Below are 22,970 nucleotides of genomic sequence, written 5' to 3'. Positions count from 1 at the left end.
GTGTACTGATTTGGAAATTAATTTGTTTTGACTATGAATGCGATAAGACAATTCGCAGCCTCTAAGCTGTTTGATCGTATCATCATCGGGTTGATTTTGTTCACCGCCGCACTGATCGGCGTGGAGGCATTTCCGCAATGGATGAACCCCACGCTCGAGCATTGGTTTAACCTTGCGCACAAAGCTGTATTGGCGGCATTCATTATTGAAGCCGCCATTAAGCTACTCGCTCGTATGCCACGGCCCTGGGAATATTTCAAAAGCGGTTGGAACTGTTTTGACTTCACACTGATTGTGTTGTCTCTGTTGCCGATAGCTGCTGAATTCGCCATGTTAGGTCGAGTGTTGAGACTGCTTCGGGTATTGCGTTTGATCAATGCCTACCCTGAACTGCGCCTAATCGTCGAAACCCTGCTGCGTTCGATCCCATCCATGTTTCATATTACGATCCTGATGGGCTTGCTGTTCTTTATCTATGCAGTGCTCGGGTTTCACTTGTTCCACGAGCACGACCCGACACACTGGCGGGACCTGAGCTACGCAGTACTGACGCTGTTCCGGATCGTGACGCTGGAAGACTGGACCGACGTGATGTACAAGGCCATGGAGTTGTCGCCCTTTTATGCGGCCTACTTCGTCAGTTTTGTAATCATTGGTACGTTTGTGGTGATCAACCTCTTTATTGCGGTAGTGATTAACAACCTAGATGAAGCGAAGTACGCGTACCTGCGCAAACTCGAACATCCAGAGCTACACGATCAGCTGCTGCAAACGTTGGTCAGCACCAAGAGCAGTATTCAGGAGCTTGAGAAGCAACTGCAAACCTTGAAAGATAATGCAGGGACACATTCACAAGCGCCCCAACCCGTAAAAGGTACTGAGTTGGAACGATCAACCTAGTCTCTGCAAAGCTCGCTTATGCAAACCATCCCATTATTCAACCTTAGCCTGGTACTGATTCCCGCTCTGCTGGTAGTCTGGATACTCTGGCGTTGGTCTGCTGAACCGGGCTCAGCCCTTTATGCTCTGGCACGCATGGTGATTCAGCTAATTCTGATTGGTTTTGTGTTGACCTATTTGTTTGCGGCCGAGCATGCCTTAATGGTGGCAGCGATCCTCTCTGTCATGCTACTGGTTTCTGCGTGGATAGCCTTGCGCTCAGTACCTGAACGACGGACTACACTCTATTTCAAAGCTTTGCTGGCAACCGGCGCAGTCAATGTGCTGTTGCTAATTTTAATTACCCAGGCTGTACTCACCAGTGATCCATGGTTTCAACCTAACCAGGTTATCCCATTGGCGGGCATGATTTTTGCCGTTGGTATGAACGCGATCAGCTTATTCGCTGAACGTTTTTATGCGGAACTCGAAAGCAAGGCCAGCACCATCAAAGCACGCAACACAGCCTATCGGGCCACCTTGATTCCCACCTTAAATTCCCTGCTAGCGGTTGGCCTGGTGTCATTGCCAGGCATGATGACTGGTCAAATACTGTCCGGCGTATCCCCCCTGATTGCGGTGCGCTACCAGATCATGATTATGCTTGTGTTGTTTTCATCGTCCGGACTCACCGCGTTCGCTTTCTATTATCTAGCACGCCCAGAATTCTCTGAAGAACAGAACTGAGTTGTTGTTGCGCGCAATGCTTGCCGACGTTCTCAAGCTGTGCAACACTAAAACAACGTTGGGTAGTAAAATCATAATAAGAATCCATCTTCAACCCAGAGCTTGAGTCAGTAGAGCGTCCTTTATGCCAACTAAAACCGCCTTAATCGTCGACGATTCCAAAACGGCACAATTTAAGCTTAAGCGTATATTGCAGGCCTATGAACTGCGTATTGATCTGGCTTACTCAGCTGAAGACGCCTTGAGCTATTTGTCGTATCGCATTCCGGACATTATTTTTATGGATCATTCGATGCGCGGTATGAACGGGCTCGAAGCGGTCAAAATAATTAAAGCCAATCGAGCCACAGCCACGATCCCGGTCGCCATGTACACGGATGAGTCCGGCGATGATTACGTGCAACGTGCCAGAGAGGCCGGCGCAATTGACGTGCTTTCAAAAGCAGTAATGACCGAGAATGACATTGATCGTACGGTTAAGAGCATCGGCGCCACACTTAAATCGTATCAATCACCACCTGTTCAACATCACGAAACCGAAGAAGAAACGCACCCAAGCCAACACACCAGCGACTCCTTATTTCAAGTGCGTGACCAGGTCGCCAAATCACTCGAAATTCATCAAGGGCATGTACGACGAGAAATTCAAGACAATACCCGCGTCATGCTCGGGCGCTTCATGCGCGAGCTGCGGGAGATCAAAGACCAAATCACGCGCGATACAGCCGCCAGCACGCGCCCAACGGACGAGCTCAACAGTCCAACCCTGACAGTCCTACCTCAAGAGCAGTCGGCGGGCACCAAACCGCAGCTCAATTGGCAGCAAATCGCCATTGGCGCGCTCGCAGCCGTCGCGTTAATCAGCTTGATTATCAATTATCAAACGTTTTCAGAAAACAAACGCCTGCAAGCGCAGACTAACAGCTTGATCGAATTGGTAAGTCAATTGGAACCGGGGCTTAGCTCGGACTCAGTCGAAGCCGGTGAGCCGGTGGCAGGAACTAAACCGGGCGCAGAACCGAAAAGCCGCTGATATAAAGTTGTACCAAAGTAGCAAACACCACAGAGTGCGGGCGTAGCAAGCCGTTGAGATGGCGTCAGCACGCCTAGTGAAAATATGCGCTCGCCGGCATTAAGTCCAAAAACTCTTCTTCCGTCAAATACCCATTATCTGGAATTTCCTTGATTACCACGAGTTCGTCAGTGGCACTGGCGTTCTCAATGGTCGTTGTTTTTAAAGCAGCCGCTGATTCGACGCACCCTTGATCAAGCTCAAAGAGCCACCCATAACCCGCTTCATCAAATATTTCACGCACCACTTGTTTTGATCGTGGATTGTCGGTCTCGTTGAATAAACTAAGCAACGCTTTTACCGAAACACCTTCTTGACTGATAACAGCCCCTGCACGCTCAAAGCTCTCCAGTTCACCCAGTTCTACAACCAGGTTTGTCAGTTCATCGGTTACCTTCATGCCGTCTACTCCAGTTTGATTCAAATCATCCCGACCATACGAATGGCACACATCCTGTGATTCCATGCTGCAAAGCTACATGTTAAACATCAGCAGAGAACTGCCTTTAGCCAACCCTGCAAAATTGTTTGGAAATGCTCTAGGTAAAACGTTACTCGTCTCAACCATGAATAACAAGTGGACCATAGTCCAACAGAGATTGGGCTTAATACCCAAACTATGCTAAAAGTGTCGCTTATCTGCTACATAATGCTCTAAGGATACAAAACGACCCTCACCTGGCTTAGGCAGAACAAACCAACGAGATAAGCAGTAGATAAGCACGATGGAGCGGAATACCATAAAATTACCACTCCGTAATCCTTTGATCTTACTTTGTTAACCCCCATTTTATGAGCATGTCTCATCACCCAGCGTCAATGAATGACCAAAGCGGGTAGGTGTTGCCCTCATTACAATAACTACAGGAGTCCCTATGTTTGAAAACCTTCAGTTCATCGCTATTCTGGCGGTTATCGCTTCGGTTATCGTGCTACTAATTGGCCGCAATATTCCCGCGCTGAACCCAGTGCGCGGACTCGCGAAAACCATTATTGTGCCGGCGTTACTGCTATTTATTGCCCTCTTCTGCGTCCAACAAGTACCGGCTGGTCACGTCAAGGTCGCCACCTTATTTGGCGAGGTACAGGACACGGTTTACGAGGAAGGCCTGCATTTTCCGGTCAACCCACTCTATGCGTGGAATGAGTATGACGTGCGTCAAAAGACCTTAAAGTTCGACAAAATGGGTGTGCCGTCACAAGATCAGCTGATCTCCCATTTTGATGTGTCCTTGCAATACCGCTTGATGGGGTCCAAAGCACCTGAAGTGAAGAAAAACACCGGTACCGCGCAGGACGTCGTACAAATTCATGTGGTACCGTATTTTCGTTCACTGATGCGGGAGCAAGGCAAGACAGTTGCCAATGCCGAGGAGTTTTACTCCGAGTCGGTTCAAAACCGCATGCAAGAACACATGATGTCTGCATTGACTCAAAAACTTGAACCCGTTGGCATTCAAATGCAAGGCATACTGATTCGCAACGTCATCTTGCCGCCATTTATAGCCAAAGCGGTGGAAGACAAAAAACGTCGTGAGCAAGAAGCCGAGAAACAGAAAGCCGAACTCAAGCGCTTCAGTACCGAACAGGAGCAAAAAATCGCTACTGCCAACGCCGAGTTTGAAGCTGCCAAATTAGAAGAACAACGTATTCGACTCCTAGCGGATGCTGAGGCGTACAAGATCGAAAAGATCAACCAGGCCGCTCAACAGAGCCCTGCATATATTCAGTTGAAGCAAATCGAAGCGTGGAACGGCATCTTGCCGAAATACGTTGGCGGTGAAAACATGCCCATTTTAGACCTGCGCACCAATTGATACTGAGTGTCAGTTTACGCTTATGGGCAGTGGCACCATTGACGGTGCCAGTGAACCTTAAAACCGGTCGGGACGTCGTTGTTACGACGTCCCGATCTGCTTAACTCATTTTCGCCAGCATTCGCAGTGGCGCATATCGCATTAAGCGACACATAATGGCCCAAGGCCATACTGGCACGTAATAATTTGCACCTTCCTTCTCAATGGCTTTAAGAATCGCCTTACACCCAGTCTCGGTGTCGACGATAAAAGGCACTTTTTTGACTTTCTCGTTGATTTCACTACGAATAAAGCCCGGGTGAATCGTGGTGGCTTTGATCGGCGTGTCGAGTAAATCAATGCGGATGCCCTCGGTCAACGATGTTACTGCCGCTTTAGTCGCCGCATACACCGTCAATGCGCGCCGGAACCCTCGCACCGCACTCATTGAAGAAATTGTGACTAAATGACCGTGATTCTGTTTACGGAAAATCGCCAACGCCGCCTCACATTGCGCTATAGCGGAAACAAAATTGGTGATCGCTGTTTGCTTGTTGGCCTCAAAATACCCCGTTCCGAGACTCGCGCCTTTGCCCATCCCTGCATTCACGATGACACGATCAAGATGCCCGAGGTCCTGTTCAAAAGCGTTAAACACCTCAAACACTTGATCATGATCGTTCACGTCCAACTGGCGCACAGACACAGTCACGTTCGGGTTAGACTCGGCAATCTCAGCCTTTAACGCGTCTAACTTATCGACACGTCGGGCACACAATGCCAGGTTCCGCCCTTGCGCCGCGTACAGTTTCGCCATGGTGTAACCCAGGCCCGAACTGGCCCCGGTAATCAGAATGTTTTGTCGTTTCATAGTTCTCCTTCCGCCTACTCTAGGTGTAAGTTATTAGATGCTTGTTCTCTGCGCCCTCAAAGTGCGTGTGCTCATTCAAGGTTGATAAAAACACGCGGTCAGACGTTGAAACGAGCTTTGTGACCGCACAATTCATCAACGTCCAGTTCATGCGCATAATCTGTTCTGCAGGCACACCCAGCAGATGCTGCGCGACCACCGATATTGGGCCACCGGAGGTAAACACAAAGAGGTTTTTCGCGTTGGTGGATGCGTCAATAACACGTTGTAGTGCAGTCAACACCCGTTGTCGATAGTCCTGCCAACACTCAACATAGTCAGCATCAAACTGGCCACTGGTCCAGCGATCAATGGCAGCATTAAAATCCTGCTCGAACACCTGCTTGGGGTTCGTTTGCGACGCGATGAACTCGGTCATTCCGCCGGCAGTTTTATACTCCGGCCGTAACTGTGCGAGAATATCTTGATGATCATATTCATTCCAACCAGCATCAATGGTTGGATTACTGTCGGCCAAGCGTTGCGCATAGCCAGCCAGACAATTCTCAGCAGTCTGGCGATGACGTAACATGCCCCCCAGAACGACCTGATCAACCTTGGGTACGCGCTGAGATATCGACCTACCCAAATGCGCTGCTTGTTGTTGTCCCAGCTCGGACAGTTGGTCATAATTTTCTTGGCCAAATGAGGCTTGGCCGTGACGAATTAGGTAAATGCTGGCCATTATTGCTCCGCAAGTCTGATGGCTTGACGACACCGATGAATCAAATAATGTACAAACACCCATAGGTGCTTGAACGCTGGGTTCCGAGTTTGTTTGTGGTGATAGCGATAGTAGATCTGCTGCACAATTCCCGCCAAGCGAAACCAGCCGTAGACCTGATAAAAGGTAAAATCGGTCGCGTCCGTGCCAGTTTTATACAAGTAATAGTCGATTAACTCCTGACGTGTCAGCATACCGGGTAAATGCGTAGGCTGACGACGGGTTTTCTGCGCAAAAAAATCATCGTCGGCTTCTACCCAATAGGCCAGACTGTTACCGAGGTCCATTAACGGGTCACCCAGCGTTGCGAGCTCCCAGTCCAACACCCCGATCACACGCGTTGGGTCAGCGGCATCCAGCACCAGATTGTCTAAGCGAAAATCATTATGCGTTAAACAGATTGTCTCTTGTTCCGGCAAGTTCGACTGCAACCAACGCATGACCGATTTTGCGGCCGGTACATTCCAGGTTTTGGCTTTGCTATAACGATGGCTCCAGCCGTCGATCTGGCGTTTAGCATAGCCCTCACCCTTAGCGAAATCTGCCAATCCGGCTTTGGTGTAGTCCACCGCATGCAACTCAATCAAACTGTCAATAGCATGCAGACATAGGGCTCGATTCTGCACCGCGTTCATGGTCAAACCGCGCGGCATATTGGTCCGCGGAATCAGCCCCACGAGTTTTTCCATAACATAAAACTCAGAGCCAATAATGCTTGTATCGTCAGAGTAAGCCAGCATGGCTGGCACATAGGGATACACCGGTTTCAATAAAGCCTGCAAGCGGTACTCACGCCCCATGTCGTGCGCACCTTTGGCTTTGGTACCCGCGGGCGCACGGCGCACAATGAGTTCCCGCTCCGGGTAGCGTAAACAATAGGTCCAATTGGACGCGCCACCAGAGTACTGCGTTACCGATGGTGTGCCGCTCAGACCCTCGATCTGAGATTTAATCCACGGATCTAGCTGACTGAGGTCCAGCTCTTCACCGGGTCGAACTTTACCGGCGCGGTCCAAGCTTTGTAATGCTTCTGTGGTCACGATTTTTTAATAAAATGTTTGGTTCGTTTTTTCACCATAGCTAGGTAGCGCTCAATCGGCAAAAAGCGTTTGAATCGATACGCACTGCGACCCGCCTTATGTGTAATCACCATAAACTTCCGTGCACTGACTTGACGATAAATTTCATTGGCGATCCGATCGGCACTCACACCGGAGCGCTTGATCATCTTGTTCACCGTGGCTTGTGCACCAGGGTCATCGCTACGCAGAGACTCATTCAGATTGGTATCAAAGAACGACGGGCAAACCACGCTCACATGAATCCCCTCATCCGCCAACTCAAGATGGGCGGTCTCAGCAAAACTGACCATCGCGGCCTTGGTCACCGAATAGCTGCCCATACCCGGTGCGGGCGTAATACCCGCTTGTGAAGCAATATTGATAATGTCGCGTTCCGCAGCACGACTATTACGCAGCAACGGCAACATGGCTTTAGTGACACGCACCTGGCCCAGCAGGTTGATGTCCAAAACCCATTGCCATTGCGACAAGCTCTCCGACTCAATCGACCCGGCAGTTGCCACGCCCGCATTGTTTACGAGCATGTCCACCGATTGCCAACGCTCAGATAGCGCTGCCGCCAGCTTATCGACATCCCATTGCTTAGTGATGTCACAGGCCTGATAAAAAGCACTGCCACCTGACTGCGTGATTGTTTCGACGGTTTCATTCCCGCCTTGCTCATTAACATCTGCGACGCAGATTTGTGCACCTTCCGCACTGTAGCGCAGAGCGAGTGCACGGCCGAGACCTGAACCCGCACCGGTTATTACTACTTTTTTCATGTTCGATTCATATGTTTTTTAAGCTCAAGACGCGTGACCATGCCCATGTGAACCTCATCCGGCCCATCGGCAAGGCGCAGTGCACGCACACCAGCGGCAAAATGCGCGAGTGGAAAATCGCCGCTCATACCAGCGCCACCGTGTAATTGTACCGCCATGTTAACGACCTCTTCAGCCATCCGCGGTACCGCGACTTTGATCGCCGAGATCTCGGTCATTGCCTGTTTCACACCAACCGTGTCAATTTTCCATGCGGCATTTAAGGTCAACAAGCGCGCTTGATCAATGGCAATGCGTGCCTGCGCAATACGCTCGCCATTGCCGCCTAATTGCAGAATGGGTTTGCCAAACGCTTCGCGACTCAACCCGCGCTCAATCGCCAACTCAAGTGCTTTTTCGGCCAGACCAATGGTGCGCATACAATGGTGAATACGACCCGGACCAAGACGCCCTTGCGCAATGGCAAAGCCTTTGCCCATGCCCATAATCAAGTTTTCTTTCGGCACACGCACATTGGTCAGATGCATTTCACCATGGCCATACGGCGCATCGTAATCGCCGTAAGCGGTCAGCATACGTTTAATCTCCAAGCCTTCGCTGTCCAACGGCACAATGACCATGGCATGGCGGTTATGGCGATCGTTTTCGGGATTGGACAAGCCCATGAAAATGGTAAATTTAGCATTCGGGTGACCAAGACCAGTACTCCACCACTTTTTACCGTTAACCACAATCTCATCACCATCTTCTTCAATGGTTGCCTGCATATTGGTGGCATCCGACGAGGCAACATCCGGCTCGGTCATACCAAATACCGAGCGAATCTCGCCAGCCAGTAATGGCTTTAACCACGTGTCTTTCTGCGCTTCAGAACCAAAATGGTACAGCACTTCCATATTACCGGTATCCGGCGCATTGCAGTTGAATATCTCAGGGGCAAACAACATTTTGCCCATTTCTTCTGCTAGCGGTGCATATTCAAGCGTGGTCAAGCCGTGAGCCAGTTCGGCATCTGGCAAAAACAAATTCCACAGCCCAGCCTCGCGCGCTTCAACCTTCAGGGCTTCGACTCTTGGGTGTAGCTTCCAGTTGCGCCAATTGCCATCTGGATTCATCTCATGCATATCCTGATAAATCTGGCTTTCGAAAGGCGCAACTCGGTCGCGCATAAATTGTTTTACTCGGGCGATGTAGTCTTGGGCCTTTTGGCTGTGCTCAAAGTTCATACTGGCGTTCCTCAAACGTGATTTATGCACCAAGCATACGCCAAATTAAAATGAACAAGATGAAATATAAAACAGTGTATTATGAATAACATTCAGACTAAATCTACGATTTAACATGCCCAACCTGAAACGCATTCAACAGCTCGACCTCAATTTACTGCGCGTGTTCGAACAGCTTTACCTTGAGCAGAACATGACTCGTGCCGCAGATCAGCTCAATATTACGCCGTCGGCGGTGAGTCACGCGATTCGTCGTCTGCGCGATGTATTGGATGACCCGCTGTTTGTCCGCGCGCAACAGAAAATGGTACCCACACCGGCGTGTCAGCGTATGGCGCCGGCCATCATCGACACACTTAAACGCCTGCATCATATGCTGCAGCAATGGGGCGAGTTTGACCCGAATACCACGGAACAAGCCTTTCGCATTGGCATGCACGATGCCATGGAACCCGCCGTGCTGCCCGCGCTGTCGGCACTGTTTGCTAGGTCTGCACCCAAAGCCAGTCTAGCCTGCGTCAAAATCGATCGGAATAATCTTGCCAAAGAACTCAGTGCTGGGCATATCGATGTCGCGCTGGACGCCGCGGTGCAAGTCAAACCACCGATCTGCCATCACACCTTGTGGACCAGCGAATTCTGTGTGGTGATGCGTACCAACCATCCGCTACGCAATCAACTAACACGCGCCGCGTATCTCGAGGCCAACCACATCAGCGTGTCCAATCGCCCCACCGGTATGACCGGCGAAGACAGCTACTTCCAACATAAAGGATTGCACCGTCGCAGCACCATCCGCTGCCAGAACTACTTCGCAGCCGCCACCATCCTCAAAACCTCAGACCAACTCCTGACCACCACACGCGCCATGGCCCAACACCTGTTGGACGCAGAATTGGTTCTTCAAGACGTGCCCTACGCAATCCCCAAGCTCGTGACGCAACTGTACTGGCACGAAACCACCGAACAGGATGCTGCGCTAATCTGGTTGCGGGGGTTAATTGTGGAGACCGCGAGTAACATATAAACCGCACTTATAGTCTTTAGCAGTGAACAACAGCAACCACGGTTTATTACCAATACAAGCTTTTACCGGTTTATTAAAGAGTCGAAACGAGGTATCTTGTAGCTGGGTGGACAGGGGGCATAACTCCCCACAAGGGCATAGAACTCTAAGCTGGATTAATTGTTATGTTTCGTCCGCACGCATTTCTCGCCATCCTCTCTATTTTTCTTTACTCCGTAATAGCTACATCGGCGGCTCACGCGCAGGCGGCACAGACATGGTATCTAGAAGGAATCACATTCAGCAATGGTGCATACGCGCATGGGTCATTCGATTATGATGCCAGCAGTAATGTCTATTCCAATATCCAAATAATCGTATACGAAAGTCCGTCGCGCGGCACCACTCGGTATGGTGTGCCGAACCCCGCCTCATCGGGAGATGCAAGCACGATGATCCTGGTAGAAGAAGAGCTGACAAACATGGTTGGGGTCGAAGAGCTCGCGCTCAGTTTTGAATCACCACTCACCAATGCAGGCGGGACGATCAATATTGAGCCATACCCTGCGGGCTTCTCGGTCCAGGGTACCTGCAACGACGTCTCATGCAATGGCATTAGTTCACCCTTCGATTTTCCAACTGCCGGACGCGTCACCACCACTGCGCCGATCCCGACGTTGTCGTTGAGCGTCAGCGCTACCTCGATCAGCGAAAATGGCGGTGTCACCAACGCCGTAGTATCTCGCAACGGGTTTGCAGGCAGTTTAACCGTAAACCTCAGTAGCAGCGACCCTGGAGAAGCCACGGTGCCAGCAACCATTGTGATTGCGGATGGCGAGGTAGAGTCGGCACCCTTCAACATTACCGCAGTCGATGACGGCATCTTAGACGGTACGCAATCCGTCACCGTCACAGCCTCAGCAACGGGATACACGGGCGACACCGCCAATATCAGCGTGGTGCCGGAATGTGTTTCGGCTTCAGTGACGAACTTTAATGAGTTCACAAATGCATTGACGTTCTATTCAGCCAGCTGCGATGACGGCGATACCCTTGAAATTGATTTAAACGGTCAAACCATCGTCTACGCTGCCGATACCAGCAGCATCAACAACGCGAGCAGCGCTGTGTTATCTATTTCAAACGGCACGCTTGATGCCAATAGCGAAGGCTATGTGATGCGGGTATACGATGGTCATGTCGAGTTTGAGAATACGCTGCTCACCGGTGGTGCGGGACTTGATGGCGGTGCGATTCAATTGCGCCCGGGCGCAGAAGCCACCTTGGTCAACACCACGGTCACTGGTAATACCTCAGGGTCTGCGGGCGCCATTTTTAATGATCAAGGAACCCTAACGCTCACACACGTCACCATATCCGACAATCAAGTTTCCGCAGTCACTAGCGACCGCGGTGCCGTCTGGAATCGAAGTGCGAGCAATTCTGCCACTTTGAACCTGAACAATTCGATTATTGCCAACACCTACGACCCGAGTGGAACGCCTGTGGCCGACTGTGCGAATGAGGGCGGCTCCGTTAATCTGAGTATGGGGCAATCAAATCTATTAGAGCAGGATAGCCTTGGCTTGTGGTCGTGCAGTCCTAACTCGGCGAAGGTAATTTCAGCAGACCCGAGACTGAGCTCGTTGGCAGATAATGGTGGCAGTTCACGGACCATGGCACCCTACGTAACCAGTCCTGTTCTCGATACTGGCGATAACACCGTAGCTGTCGGATTACTGACCGATCAGCGCGGAACCGGGTTTACGCGTTTGCTAGGCTCACGTCCTGACCTAGGTGCCTTTGAAGGGGCCACTCCAGCACCGGTTCGAACCGTTAACCTGTCGCTCACGGCCAATACGGCAAGCGAAGCTTTAACCAATAGCATCACGGTCACCGCGACCGCATCTGATTTCGTATACGGTGATCAAACGGTAGACTTGACGGTTTCCGGAGTCGGCATCTCGCCAACTGACTATACGCTTAACACCGAGATTGTGATACCGGACGGCCAAACCAGTGGCAGTACCACATTTACCGTATTAAATGATTCGCTCGTTGAAGGTCTTGAGAGCGCCACACTGACGTTGACCAACCCATCCACCGGAGTCTTACTCGGCACCACTGTCTCGCAGAACATTGCGATCAGCGACGATGACTATGCGCAATTCTCCATTGCAACCACATCCAATGCGATAGAACCATCAACACACGGTCTATTTACTGTAAGCAGTACCCATCCATTACCGTCACCAGCGCTAGTCTCGATGACAATCACTGGAACAGCTACTGAAGGGGTCGATTTCGCTACCATAGGGGGAAGCTTTGTTTTTCCAACAGGCACCACAACGGTTACGATTCCGGTCAATGTAATTGCTGACGCCATCGTTGAAGTAAACGAAACAATCATTGTCACTTTGACGAATACAGATAAATCTTTCGCGCTGATTGGTGCCGAAAATTCGGCGACTGTGGTGATCGAAAACGTCCCAGAATCGTTGCAGCTCTCACTGGATGCAGCGTCCATCACAGAGGGCGGATCGGTGACAGGTACAGTTATTCGTGAGAACACCTCTCTAAGCGACGCACTGATTGTTCACCTGTCAAGTAGCCACCCTGACCGCTTGATGGTGTCCGCTACGGTTACGATTCCAGCCAGCCAGGCGTCAACCCAGTTCACGGTTTCAGGTATCGACAATTTGCTTGTGGATGCAGACATCAATGCAACCATAACGGCTGGTGCAACAGGATTTCAAGGCGCAGAGTCGATGCTCGTTTTATTTAATGACGACTTCGACTCAGATAACGACTTATTGTTAGATAGGTTTGATAATTGCCCATATACAGCGAACCCTGACCAATCGGATTTCGAGAGCGATGGCTTGGGCGATGCTTGCGATACCGATGATGATGGCGACGGAATGCCAGACGAATTTGAACTCGCCCATGGCTTAAACCCAAGAAACTCATTTGATCGTGACGCGGACGTGGACCGTGATGGCTTTACCAATTTTCAGGAATACGAGTTTCGCACCGACCCGAACACAGCGGATTCGGATGACAATAATAATGGCATCCCCGACAACGCGGAAAATCGCCCAACGTTCATAACACCGTTAATACAACTTCTGCTATCGTATTGAGTGCGCAGCTAACTCGATTCACCTCGTCTATGGCTTGGGCGCGATGATCTAGACCGGGGAACGGTTTGCTTCACCCGGTCTTAACCGATGTAGGCAGTGATTATTCACGGACAAGCGCTCGAGTGCAGACCATCAGGCTCAAGCGCAACGCTTTCTAATCCGGGCTAGGCACGACACAATCACTGCTTAGTTCGACACGGGTAGAACTTGTGTTGATGCAAATTTTGCTAAAAGCGTCTGGCGTTGCTAATTCCAATACGGAGTTGAAGACTTCCACCCATTTCAAGTTGGGGTTCGGGGTTGACGTAGAAACTTGCCCAGCCAACAGAACCTCACCAACTAGATAACTACCAAATACCTTCCGGTCAAACTGACTACTGACGCCGAATGCATCGATTTTAAACAATGTTCCATTCGTCACAACTTCACTGTCTCGTATCTCCAAGTCTGAGTCATTCTGAGAATCAACAACAATCGTGCTCTCTTTAGCCGTGCCAGTCACTCTCACTTCCGAGTTCCACATCTTAAGACCGGACGATATGTAGGAAAAGAGACCTTTAGCAGTATTGCCGGTGACCACGATTTTACTGTCAACAATGTATAAAGTGGCAGCTGCGGACTCCACGCCGATCACATTGAAGCCTGGCGCCGAAACGAGTAAGTCAACACTATCCAACGTAATTGAATTTATTGGTTGATCAGAACAGATACCACCATAAGGACTTGTTCCAGTGGTGCCGCTACTATTCCGTAAGCTTATGTTTCGAATGGCTGAAAAATCGCCCTCCACGAGCACCAGTGAGCGACCACATGCCGCGCCTGAGTTATTCAAGTTTTTGCCTTCTACGATGGTCGATCCGATACCTGCACCGACTAAGGATACATGGCCAGGTAATCTTAGCGCGCTATCTATGGCATATTCTCCGGGGCCTACGTACACCAGATATGGATTCTTGGGGCCAGCGTCCGAAATGGAATCCAGCGCTTCGCTGATCGAATCATAGTCACCACCGGACTTTGACACCGTGATCAAATTCGTCAGACTGCTCCCGCTCGCCAAACCCAGCTCGCTCTCAGTAAACATCGGAATTACAACCACTTTGTTTTGGGCGTAAACCCTATCACCGAATGACAACAAAAACACGAGTGCAACTGGTAATAACACACTCGCTTTCCTTTTAATTCCAACCTCTATGTTCATTTTTAAATCCTTAGTGAGTAAAAATCGAGTATCTAATCGTACCATTCATTCTCGACAGCGAGAATAAATTAACCATAGACTAAGGTTCTAAAACAAAGCTGTCAACCGTCTAGCAACACTGCCTTCCCTAAACCCAACTAACCCGATGCTCCAGCCACGCATCAATGGCGTCTGCGCTTTGGTCGAGGCCGGTAAACAGTTCGTTAAGGCCGTTTTCCACCAGCTCGATACAGTGTTTTTTATACACAATGAGCTCGTCCATCGACCCCATCTCAAGGTGCTCTAGTAGGCGGCTGAAATATTGGTCGCGCAGACTGCTTATCGGTTGGTCCGTTTTGCCTAACAAGCGCTCCCAAAGCTGTTGTATCCGCCAAAACTGAATCACCTCGGGCAGTTCTTCCAGACCAGATTCTTTCAGCGCATTGGCGAGTAACACGTCGAACTCCATACCCGATGCGCTGAGCCGGCTGCCATGTTTGAGAACCAAGCAGGAAGCCAGGTATTCGGCTTGCATCAAACCGCCGACTCGCAGTTTGCTGTTCATATCGTGCAACGCGGTGTCGTCAATACGGTGCTCACTGATGCGGGCCCACATTTTGAGTGCGTCACGCAGGAATTGAGCTTCGTCTCGAGGACGTGTCAACACGTCGGCTTTAAGCTGATTAATACGCGCACTGATTTCTGGCGCACCGTGGACCACTCTGCTTGGCACCAGCGCAATGTGCTCCCAAGTGTGCGCACGTTCCATATGGTGCGTGGCGTAACTGTCGATGCTCACGGTCGGCGCACCGGACTTGCCGGAGGGCCGAAGCCGAGTATCCAGTTCATACAGAATCCCTTCGCGCATTGGCGTCGAGATGGCGGTTTGCAGTCGACTCACAAACCGTGATGCCTGGTCGAGGCTCGCCGCCTGCTGGTCAAATACGAAGATCAGATCCAGATCTGACATCGGCGACATGCGCCGCATGCCCATTTTACCCATGCCGATAACCGCCACAGGCACGGAATCCAAACCCATATTAACGCGCACGGCTTGCATTGCGAGCTGGATCGAGTGCTCGGCCAGTTGAGTCAACGCAGTTTGAAATTCGATAACCGCAATCTCGCCTTGCAGAAAACGCAAATACAATTGATATAAGTGTTCGTTAACAAAGCGCCGCATGCGTTCAAGCTGGCCTTCGTAACTTTCGGCTTGCAACACATATTCGCTTTCGAACGGTTCAGGGTAACGCCAATCCCCTTGTACGTAGCAATCGATGATATGCGGTGACTGCTTCAACAAAGAGGTCATAGCCGGCGAATACAGTAGCGGCGGTACAATGCTGCGCAACAACGCAGGGGATTCTGCCAGCAAACGGAAGTACTGCTCACCACTCGGCAGAGCACGAAAAAAGTCATGCAATCGGACCACGGTGACACTGGGGTCCTGCCCACTGTGGCTGTTCTGTTCTGCCAAATAATTGGCAATACCACGCGTTAACGGCACCAGACGATGTCGCACTTGATTCGATACGCCATACAGATGGTAACCACTCTCCCAGGCTTCGACGATGCCATCGGCCTGCGCCGACAAGCCTTCTGGCCAAACGATGGGGTCATTATCCTCGGCAGCACGATCTGTAAAGAGTTCGGTGAAGTGACGACTCACCAACTGTCGAACCGCATTCAAGTCAGCAACCAGTGTCGACCAGTCGTGGATGCCTAACAGCGTTAACAGTTGTTGTTGACGAGTACCATCAGACGGAATCAAGTGCGTTTGCTGGTTGCCGAGTAATTGGATGGCATTTTCAATGCGGCGCAGTGTCTGATAGCCGCCGATCAATGCTTCTGCGTCGGCTTCTGGTATCTGATCACACTGCGCCAGTACCCGCAGCGCTTGTACCGTGTTGGTGACACGTAATTCGCGTCGCCGTCCGCCCCAAATCAACTGTAACGCATTCACCTTAAATTCAATCTCGCGAATTCCACCGGTGCCGAGCTTTACGTTGAATCCGCCAATTTCTTCAACGATGGGCTCGCGCCATTGTCGTTGCGAACGCAAAGCCGGATGCTCCAGGTTAATGCGCTGCTTAATCTCTGCTAATTCATCAAGTGCACGATAATCCAGATTTTGTCGCCAAATAAATGGCGTCATGTCGGTCAGAAACTGGGTGCCAATATCGACATCACCGGCAACCACGCGCGCTTTCATCATTGCTAAGCGATGCCAAGGAGAAGCACGATAAAAATAGTATTCTTCGGCAGCATGGCTCGACATCGCCAAGGTGGTAGCAGACGCATTTGGCCGCAGTCGCCAGTCGACACGCCAGACGAAATCATGCGTCTCGCCCTGAGTTAAAATACGCGTCAATTCCTGCAACACTCTGTGGCAAACATAGCTTTTGCCAAGCACTTCGGGGACGGGAACGACGTCGGGGTCAAAATAGCCGACCAGATCCACATCGCTGGAAAAGTTCAGATCGCCCCCTCCGAGTTTGCCCATCCCCAAAATGAACAATCCCGGCACACGCCCGTCAGTCCGCAACGCCACGTCTTGGACCTGCTTGTGTTCATTCGCCACGCGCAACCAAGCCAGTCGAAGCGCGTAGTCGATACTGAGCTCGGCAAATTGAGTCCACCGTCGCCCCCGCTCTTCGGGTGTCTGCCAACCCGCAAGCTCGGCATGTGCCCAGAGCCAACTGAACTCGGACTTTCGTAGCAGCAGCGTCGCCTCTGCCGCGTCTAGCTCGTCCGCTACCGGCGCACGCAACGCGTCGAACACCACCTCTTGTGCGGCTTCCAATACCGACGCATCCTTCGGAGTCGACAGCGCACAGCGCGCCCCTAGGCGGCTCAGGTATGGAGAAGCCGCTACCCTTGCAGCAAGTGACGCCATTTAAGCCTGCTGGCGCGCCTGCATACGTTTAGCCGCGTACCAACACGAAGTCCGGATATGATAGCCATTGTCTTCCGCCCAAGCGAAAGCATGATCGACCAACTGCGCCGCGAGGCCCTGACCGCGATAACTATCCGGCACAAAAGTGCTCCAAAAATCCACTTCGGACGATGCAGAACGATCATCCGAATGACGGTATTTGATGAAGGCACTTTGGCCGTCATCCAAAGGGACAAAAAATAGGTTTTGCTCTGGTTGGTGTTGGATTTGAAACTCTGGCATACACATACTCGATGAAGGGTGATAGCGATAGTCTACGCTAGAAATCGCGTTTTTGGTAACTGTGGTGAACCCAGATTGCAATCAGAAAAAGGCAATTGCAATTGGCCTTTAATGCCGCAGAATATGCCGCATTCCAACTCAGTCAAACAGGGTCACAGTCTGCGTGGGCTCCCAAGCGGGATATTTTTGCATCACATCGGTAAAATCCGAACTCACGAGAATGTGTTCAAACCATGACCTCAGTGCTGGCAACGGTAACGCGTCAAATCGCGTTTTATCCACCAAGGCAAATTGCCGCACGAATGGAAAAATCGCTGCGTCGAGCGCCGACATGGTCGGCGACGCAAGAAAAAACGGGCCCGCGACTGACGCAACCATCGCCTGATTCAACGCGTCCAAAAATGGCTGCGTTTGCTCAAAGTACCATTGTTGATCCGCTTCAGGGAAACGGTCAAAGTACTTGTAGCGATCTAGATAGTGTTTAAACTCGCTGTCGTTACGGGCTACTAATGGATGCGACAGCTCCGCAGAGGACCATTCGCTGCCCGGACGGTCAAGCGCATAACGCATGATATCAAGGCTTTCATCCAGCACCGATCCACCCAAATCAAGCACCGGCACCGTGCCTTTTGGTGACACTTCAAGTAACGCCACCGGTTTGTGTTTTAACACCACCTCGCGCAATTCACACGACAGCTTTGCGTGATGCACGGCCATTCTGGCTCGAATCGCATACGGACAGCGCCGAAACGAGTACAGAATCGGAAGAGACACAATTACTTTTTGGGTTCGTTATAGCCGAATAGTTTACGCTCAATAATCCGCTTGGCCACAATGTCCGGCACACATTTCTCCCAGTCACCTCGGCCCTCAGGGATCTGCTTGATCACTTCACGCGCGGAAATCTGCAGGTTGGCGACGTCACGAATATCCGCCGACACCATGGCACGATTGTGAATCAGATGTTTAAGCAGGTAACTCAGATCGTCACCAACATTCACGCTCTCCAGTGTGATGAGTTTACCCTCGCGAATACTGGGGTAAACATACACATTGGTGTTATCCGAGAACAACTTACCGAACGCCTCGAGAATACCGCCCTCAAGCCCTTCATAGTACTCTTCGGCAAATAGATAATCGAAGTCGAGCACACTGAGCACAATACCAATACGGTTTTTGGTGTAGCGCCGTATCCAGGAACGCAGACGGAAAAAGCGTAGGTAGTCGGAAATCAAGACTGAAAATCCAAGCTCATTCAATAAATCCACGCGCGCCAAGAAGTCCGAGTCCGCATCCTCGCCCTTCCCCGACAGCTCATTCATGGTAATCTCAGCGACCACAATAATCTTGTCTTCTTCGACGCCTTCCTCCTGAGCAAACGCTTTTATGGCCACATCTTTCATGTCCATATGAACTTTTGTAGGTGGCTTAAACGATCCGCGGATGACGACAGTATCTTTCTTCCGTAATGCTGATGCCGGAACGATCGATTCACCATTCGGTTCAAACATGACCGCACGACAAGACCAACTATGGATCAAATGCAGGTTCATCAAGCGGTTTTCAACTTGGGCAAAATCCGGACCTGAGAAATGAATCAAATCAATCTCAATACGCTTGTCATGCCCCATGCCATCTTGCAAATTATCGATAATTTGCTTCGGATTATCAGCGTGATAGTACGCGCCATGAACAAGATTAACACCCAAAATACCGAGCGCTTCTGACTGCTCGCGATTGGTGTCGTCTAGCATACGCACGTGCAGAATAATCTCGCTCGGTTCCGCGTTTGGCGTGAGTTGTCGACGCACACCAATCCAGCCATGACATTCGTTGCGTTGACTGTAACTGCGTGCCGTCACGGTTGCAGCATAGGCGAAGAAACTGCTTTCGGCGCCGCGTGATTCATCTAAGCGCCGCACCAGCAAATCGTACTCATGCTGCATCATTTGTTCGCAGCGCTCACGACTAACATACCGCCCTGCCTTGCCATACACATCATCGCTGACCTGCATGTCATAAGCCGACATAGTTTTGGCAACGGTACCCGCCGCCGCACCGGCACTGAAAAACTGGCGTGCGGTTTCTTGTCCGGCACCGATCTCAACGATAGTGCCGTAAATCTGGTTGTCCAGATTTACCTGCAATGCTTTCTCTTGCGTTAACTTGCGATTTTTACGATTTTCTAAATTGATTTCTGTCATTTTCAAGGAACTCATTTACAACAGCGGAACGCTCAACACGGGATTAATTGAACGTCAACAACACAACAGCATGCGCCTCTACCCCTTCCTGACGCCCAGCGAAGCCCAGCTTTTCAGTGGTGGTGGCCTTAATATTCACACGATTCAAATCGGTTTCCAGGTCACGGGCAATGTTGTCGCGCATTGTACCAAGAAAGGGCGACAACTTTGGCGCTTGTGCGACGATTGTCGCATCGAGATTACCAATATGCGCACCCTGCTGATGCATCAGCGTTACCACGTGACGCAGCAGCTCACGACTGTCGGCACCAGCGTAGGCGGCATCGGTATCTGGAAAATGCTGACCAATATCACCCAATCCAAACGCCCCTAATATGGCATCACAAATAGCATGCAGTAAAACATCAGCATCAGAATGACCAAGTAAGCCCAAGTCATGTGGCACGTCCACACCACCCAGAATTAATTTGCGGCCTTCCACCAGACGGTGAACATCGTAACCATGCCCAATTCTCATCTCACTTGTCCCATCCACTTCAATTAACTGTTTACCTCAGCATTGCTCAGCCAAAATCGCGCCAGCGCTAAGTCTTCAGGTGTGGTCACCTTGAGGTTGCGCGCATCACCTTCGACCAATAGTGGTGCGTATCCGGCCCATTCCACGGCGGATGACTCATCGGTCACACTTACCTTTGCCGCCAGTGCAGCTTGCAGGCTCCGATATAGAAGACCAAAGCGAAACATCTGCGGCGTCTGCGCTTGCCACACCTGTGTTCGGTCGATCGTGGCAGCTATTCGGTCAGCCCGCTCTTCAGCCTGCTTTAAGGTATCTTTGGCACGTATCGCCACAATACCACCAACGGCATGATTTGCCACCTGCACCATCAAGTGCCGGAGATCCTGAGCGCCAAAGCAAGGGCGCGCGGCATCGTGCACCAACACCCAATCGTCATCGGCGGCACGTGCTTGCAAGGCAGCAAGGCCATTCAATACGCTCTGAGCTCTGGTCAGACCACCCTGCGTGGTGATCAGCTTGCGCATGCCCTGGGTGTTTAAGCTGTGCTCAACTTGCGGCCAAGTTGCATCGCCCGGTGAAACCGCGACCACCACGCCATCAATGTCATTGGCAATTAAAAATGGTGTCAATGCATGTTCAATCACTGTTCGGTCGTTAATGCGTAGATATTGTTTGGGCACAACACTCTGCATCCGCGAACCGATTCCTGCGGCTGGAACAACACACCAATAACGAGCCATCGTTAACCTGCCGTATACGTACTAAGGTAGTCATCGATTATCCGATGACACTGGTCGACACGCACGCCAGTGAGCGGCCAATTATTGTCCACCGTGATATCCGCCACCGTCTCGTACAACGGAAGACGTTCACAATACAAACGTGCCATAGGGTGTTGCGGCAGTTTCGCCAACCCGCGGTTATGTACATTCGAAACCCGTCGTAACAGGGTCGGCAAATTGATGCGTAGATATACGCGCACGCCACCATTGCCCAGGTGCCTCATCGCCGACTTACTGTAGACTGCACTGCCCCCTGTGGCGATCACCGTCCGTGTGCAATCCAAAGCAAGCAGCACGCGCTCCTCGACCTGTCGGAGATAACGCACACCACGCAAATTGACAATCGCCTGAATTGGCAAGTTTTGATCTGCCTCGATGAGCTTATCGGTGTCCAAGAAGTTCAGCCCTCGTCGTTTTGCCAAGCGTTTACCTAAGGTACTCTTGCCGCTGCCCGGCATGCCGATCAGGACAATATTGCCATTATGTCTCATCGCCATCCGCCGAGGATTTAAGGGCCTCGGGTGGAATACGAGAATCGGTTACCCAATCAAGGTGCATGTCTTCACTTTCAAAACTGTTGCCATCTTTATCGACAAAAAAGCGGCCAAACGCCACCGAGTTCTTGACGATACTGGCCGAACCGATCCGTGTGTATTCAAAAATAATACTTTTGGAAATACGAGCATTCTCACGAATATGACAACCATGGCCGATCCAGGTTGGGCCAACGATCATGGCCCCTGGCTCAACACGAGTACCACTGCCGATGTACACCGGGCCTTGAATCTCACATTGGTCCCACTCAATACTGGTATTTAGACCAACCCAGACGCCTGGACGAACCTGCGTGCCCGGCATCGGAATCGTGCGTAATTCCCCTTTCATGATCTTTTGATTAGCTTCCCAGTAGTCACTGATACGGCCGATGTCAATCCAGTTAAACGGCAGGTCAATAGCGTGAAACGGCAAACCCGCTTCAACGATTTTAGGAAACAGGTCACCACCAATATCATAGGTTTCGCCAGCAGGGATCAGGTCGAGCACTTCCGGTTCGAAAATATAGATACCGGTATTCACTTTGTTTGACAGCGCTTCTTCCACACTTGGTTTCTCTTGGAACGATGTGATCTGGCCATTCTCGTCCGACACCACAACACCGTAAGCAGAAACCTCTTCCGGCTCGACCGCCAGCGTGCAAATACTCGCCACTGCGCCGCTACGCCAGTGCTCTCGCACTGCCTTGGTCAGATCCAGGTCGATCAAGGCATCTCCGCAAACCACCAAGAACGTGTCATCAAAGAAACCGCCAAACTCTTGGATGCGCTTAATACCGCCAGCGGAACCGACCGCTTCGGAGACGATTTCAGCATCTTCAATATGGCCTTCAAATGAATAGCCTATTTGGACGCCAAGTCGCTCACCATGGCCGAAATAGCTTTCGATTTTCTCTGGCAAATGGCTGACGTTAATCATAATCTCATCAAAGCCATGGCGAGCCAGCTCTTCAATCAAATATTCCATTACCGGCTTACCAACGATTGGAATCATTGGCTTAGGCATTTCATTGGTCAAGGGACGAACGCGGGTACCTTTACCCGCCGCCAGAATCATTGCTTTCATCAGTATCCGTACGCAGTCACGCAGTTAAATATGTGGATATTCTAGCGGGTTTCTATGACGATTGGCAGCGTCTTGACCAGCGGCTCGGGTCTGGCTGACATGAATACCACTCCATGCGGTGATAAAGAACGCGGTGTGAG

21 protein-coding genes are annotated in these 22,970 nt (G+C 50.9%); 6 read left to right on the top strand and 15 right to left on the bottom strand.

What is annotated here, in order from left to right; all coding sequences use genetic code 11:
• Positions 1-33 precede the first annotated feature (33 nt).
• The 3 genes from IE055_RS08790 (at position 34) to IE055_RS08780 (ending at position 2,659) form a co-directional block, all read left to right on the top strand.
• The gene (locus tag IE055_RS08790) at positions 34-900 is read left to right on the top strand and encodes an ion transporter (protein WP_229794210.1); all 867 of its coding nucleotides are present in this window, start codon (positions 34-36) and stop codon (positions 898-900) included.
• Positions 901-918: 18 nt separating this feature from the next.
• Positions 919-1,626, top strand: coding sequence for an ABC transporter permease (locus tag IE055_RS08785; RefSeq protein WP_189399874.1), 708 nt, complete (start codon positions 919-921; stop codon positions 1,624-1,626).
• A 124-nt stretch (positions 1,627-1,750) separates the two neighbouring features.
• Entirely contained in the window at positions 1,751-2,659 is a 909-nt protein-coding gene (locus IE055_RS08780; RefSeq protein ID WP_189399872.1) for a response regulator, read from the top strand.
• 73 nt (positions 2,660-2,732) lie between these two features.
• Here the strand turns inward: IE055_RS08780 and IE055_RS08775 are convergent, their stop codons facing one another.
• On the bottom strand, positions 2,733-3,098 hold the full coding sequence (locus IE055_RS08775; RefSeq protein ID WP_189399870.1) for a hypothetical protein: 366 nt from the start codon (positions 3,096-3,098) through the stop codon (positions 2,733-2,735).
• Positions 3,099-3,573: 475 nt separating this feature from the next.
• On the opposite strand from IE055_RS08775, the gene IE055_RS08770 reads away from it, so the two are divergent.
• The gene (locus tag IE055_RS08770) at positions 3,574-4,515 is read left to right on the top strand and encodes a prohibitin family protein (protein ID WP_189399868.1); all 942 of its coding nucleotides are present in this window, start codon (positions 3,574-3,576) and stop codon (positions 4,513-4,515) included.
• 100 nt (positions 4,516-4,615) lie between these two features.
• Here the strand turns inward: IE055_RS08770 and IE055_RS08765 are convergent, their stop codons facing one another.
• From IE055_RS08765 to IE055_RS08745, 5 genes are read right to left on the bottom strand one after another with little or no spacing between them, the layout of a single operon-like run.
• Entirely contained in the window at positions 4,616-5,365 is a 750-nt protein-coding gene (locus tag IE055_RS08765; RefSeq protein ID WP_189399867.1) for an SDR family oxidoreductase, read from the bottom strand.
• A 19-nt stretch (positions 5,366-5,384) separates the two neighbouring features.
• On the bottom strand, positions 5,385-6,089 hold the full coding sequence (locus IE055_RS08760) for a histidine phosphatase family protein (RefSeq protein WP_189399865.1): 705 nt from the start codon (positions 6,087-6,089) through the stop codon (positions 5,385-5,387).
• A complete protein-coding gene (locus IE055_RS08755; protein WP_229794209.1) occupies positions 6,089-7,168 on the bottom strand; it encodes a phosphotransferase family protein in 1,080 nt (359 codons plus the stop codon). Before IE055_RS08755 ends, IE055_RS08760 begins: the two co-directional genes overlap by 1 nt.
• A complete protein-coding gene (locus tag IE055_RS08750) occupies positions 7,165-7,974 on the bottom strand; it encodes an SDR family oxidoreductase (RefSeq protein WP_189399863.1) in 810 nt (269 codons plus the stop codon). Before IE055_RS08750 ends, IE055_RS08755 begins: the two co-directional genes overlap by 4 nt.
• A complete protein-coding gene (locus tag IE055_RS08745; RefSeq protein WP_189399861.1) occupies positions 7,971-9,200 on the bottom strand; it encodes an acyl-CoA dehydrogenase family protein in 1,230 nt (409 codons plus the stop codon). Before IE055_RS08745 ends, IE055_RS08750 begins: the two co-directional genes overlap by 4 nt.
• A gap of 115 nt (positions 9,201-9,315) precedes the next feature.
• Here IE055_RS08745 and IE055_RS08740 point away from each other — a divergent pair, with 115 nt between their 5' ends.
• On the top strand, positions 9,316-10,227 hold the full coding sequence (locus IE055_RS08740; protein ID WP_189399858.1) for a LysR family transcriptional regulator: 912 nt from the start codon (positions 9,316-9,318) through the stop codon (positions 10,225-10,227).
• A gap of 164 nt (positions 10,228-10,391) precedes the next feature.
• Entirely contained in the window at positions 10,392-13,349 is a 2,958-nt protein-coding gene (locus IE055_RS08735; protein ID WP_189399857.1) for a Calx-beta domain-containing protein, read from the top strand.
• A 154-nt stretch (positions 13,350-13,503) separates the two neighbouring features.
• On the opposite strand, the gene IE055_RS08730 is transcribed toward IE055_RS08735, so the two are convergent.
• The 9 genes from IE055_RS08730 to IE055_RS08690 all read right to left on the bottom strand — a co-directional run bounded on the left by IE055_RS08730 (position 13,504) and on the right by IE055_RS08690 (position 22,830).
• The gene (locus IE055_RS08730; protein WP_189399855.1) at positions 13,504-14,514 is read right to left on the bottom strand and encodes a pectinesterase family protein; all 1,011 of its coding nucleotides are present in this window, start codon (positions 14,512-14,514) and stop codon (positions 13,504-13,506) included.
• Between the two features lie 163 nt (positions 14,515-14,677).
• Positions 14,678-17,425: a [protein-PII] uridylyltransferase family protein gene (locus IE055_RS08725; protein ID WP_189399853.1), complete on the bottom strand. Its 2,748-nt coding sequence runs from the start codon at positions 17,423-17,425 to the stop codon at positions 14,678-14,680.
• On the bottom strand, positions 17,426-17,707 hold the full coding sequence (locus IE055_RS08720; protein ID WP_189399851.1) for a GNAT family N-acetyltransferase: 282 nt from the start codon (positions 17,705-17,707) through the stop codon (positions 17,426-17,428). It lies immediately after the preceding gene.
• Positions 17,708-17,845: 138 nt separating this feature from the next.
• Positions 17,846-18,481, bottom strand: a complete 636-nt coding sequence (locus IE055_RS08715) for a glutathione S-transferase N-terminal domain-containing protein (protein ID WP_189399847.1) — start codon at positions 18,479-18,481, stop codon at positions 17,846-17,848.
• 2 nt (positions 18,482-18,483) lie between these two features.
• The gene (locus IE055_RS08710) at positions 18,484-19,911 is read right to left on the bottom strand and encodes a TonB-dependent receptor (RefSeq protein WP_189399846.1); all 1,428 of its coding nucleotides are present in this window, start codon (positions 19,909-19,911) and stop codon (positions 18,484-18,486) included.
• A gap of 43 nt (positions 19,912-19,954) precedes the next feature.
• Positions 19,955-20,428: a 2-C-methyl-D-erythritol 2,4-cyclodiphosphate synthase gene (gene ispF, locus IE055_RS08705; protein WP_189399845.1), complete on the bottom strand. Its 474-nt coding sequence runs from the start codon at positions 20,426-20,428 to the stop codon at positions 19,955-19,957.
• Positions 20,429-20,451: 23 nt separating this feature from the next.
• Positions 20,452-21,168: a 2-C-methyl-D-erythritol 4-phosphate cytidylyltransferase gene (ispD, locus tag IE055_RS08700; RefSeq protein ID WP_189399844.1), complete on the bottom strand. Its 717-nt coding sequence runs from the start codon at positions 21,166-21,168 to the stop codon at positions 20,452-20,454.
• Between the two features lie 2 nt (positions 21,169-21,170).
• On the bottom strand, positions 21,171-21,701 hold the full coding sequence (locus tag IE055_RS08695) for a shikimate kinase (RefSeq protein ID WP_189399843.1): 531 nt from the start codon (positions 21,699-21,701) through the stop codon (positions 21,171-21,173).
• A complete protein-coding gene (locus IE055_RS08690) occupies positions 21,691-22,830 on the bottom strand; it encodes a nucleotidyltransferase family protein (protein ID WP_189399842.1) in 1,140 nt (379 codons plus the stop codon). The genes IE055_RS08695 and IE055_RS08690 overlap by 11 nt, the downstream gene beginning before the upstream one ends.
• Positions 22,831-22,970 lie beyond the last annotated feature (140 nt).

The organism is Arenicella chitinivorans, assembly GCF_014651515.1.
GTDB lineage: Bacteria > Pseudomonadota > Gammaproteobacteria > Arenicellales > Arenicellaceae > Arenicella > Arenicella chitinivorans.
This window is presented reverse-complemented; position numbering and strand designations above follow the sequence as displayed.

Excerpts from the sequence above, each read along its gene's own strand:
- IE055_RS08720 (WP_189399851.1), bottom strand. The coding sequence starts at position 17,707 with ATGCCAGAGTTTCAAATCCAACACCAACCAGAGCAAAACCTATTTTTT.
- IE055_RS08710 (WP_189399846.1), bottom strand. The coding sequence starts at position 19,911 with ATGACAGAAATCAATTTAGAAAATCGTAAAAATCGCAAGTTAACGCAA.
- ispF (WP_189399845.1), bottom strand. The coding sequence starts at position 20,428 with ATGAGAATTGGGCATGGTTACGATGTTCACCGTCTGGTGGAAGGCCGC.
- IE055_RS08690 (WP_189399842.1), bottom strand. The coding sequence starts at position 22,830 with ATGAAAGCAATGATTCTGGCGGCGGGTAAAGGTACCCGCGTTCGTCCC.
- IE055_RS08780 (WP_189399872.1), top strand. The coding sequence starts at position 1,751 with ATGCCAACTAAAACCGCCTTAATCGTCGACGATTCCAAAACGGCACAA.
- IE055_RS08750 (WP_189399863.1), bottom strand. The coding sequence starts at position 7,974 with ATGAAAAAAGTAGTAATAACCGGTGCGGGTTCAGGTCTCGGCCGTGCA.
- IE055_RS08790 (WP_229794210.1), top strand. The coding sequence starts at position 34 with ATGAATGCGATAAGACAATTCGCAGCCTCTAAGCTGTTTGATCGTATC.
- IE055_RS08725 (WP_189399853.1), bottom strand. The coding sequence starts at position 17,425 with ATGGCGTCACTTGCTGCAAGGGTAGCGGCTTCTCCATACCTGAGCCGC.
- IE055_RS08745 (WP_189399861.1), bottom strand. The coding sequence starts at position 9,200 with ATGAACTTTGAGCACAGCCAAAAGGCCCAAGACTACATCGCCCGAGTA.
- IE055_RS08770 (WP_189399868.1), top strand. The coding sequence starts at position 3,574 with ATGTTTGAAAACCTTCAGTTCATCGCTATTCTGGCGGTTATCGCTTCG.
- IE055_RS08765 (WP_189399867.1), bottom strand. The coding sequence starts at position 5,365 with ATGAAACGACAAAACATTCTGATTACCGGGGCCAGTTCGGGCCTGGGT.
- IE055_RS08760 (WP_189399865.1), bottom strand. The coding sequence starts at position 6,089 with ATGGCCAGCATTTACCTAATTCGTCACGGCCAAGCCTCATTTGGCCAA.
- IE055_RS08775 (WP_189399870.1), bottom strand. The coding sequence starts at position 3,098 with ATGAAGGTAACCGATGAACTGACAAACCTGGTTGTAGAACTGGGTGAA.
- IE055_RS08735 (WP_189399857.1), top strand. The coding sequence starts at position 10,392 with ATGTTTCGTCCGCACGCATTTCTCGCCATCCTCTCTATTTTTCTTTAC.
- IE055_RS08785 (WP_189399874.1), top strand. The coding sequence starts at position 919 with ATGCAAACCATCCCATTATTCAACCTTAGCCTGGTACTGATTCCCGCT.
- IE055_RS08695 (WP_189399843.1), bottom strand. The coding sequence starts at position 21,701 with ATGAGACATAATGGCAATATTGTCCTGATCGGCATGCCGGGCAGCGGC.
- ispD (WP_189399844.1), bottom strand. The coding sequence starts at position 21,168 with ATGGCTCGTTATTGGTGTGTTGTTCCAGCCGCAGGAATCGGTTCGCGG.
- IE055_RS08740 (WP_189399858.1), top strand. The coding sequence starts at position 9,316 with ATGCCCAACCTGAAACGCATTCAACAGCTCGACCTCAATTTACTGCGC.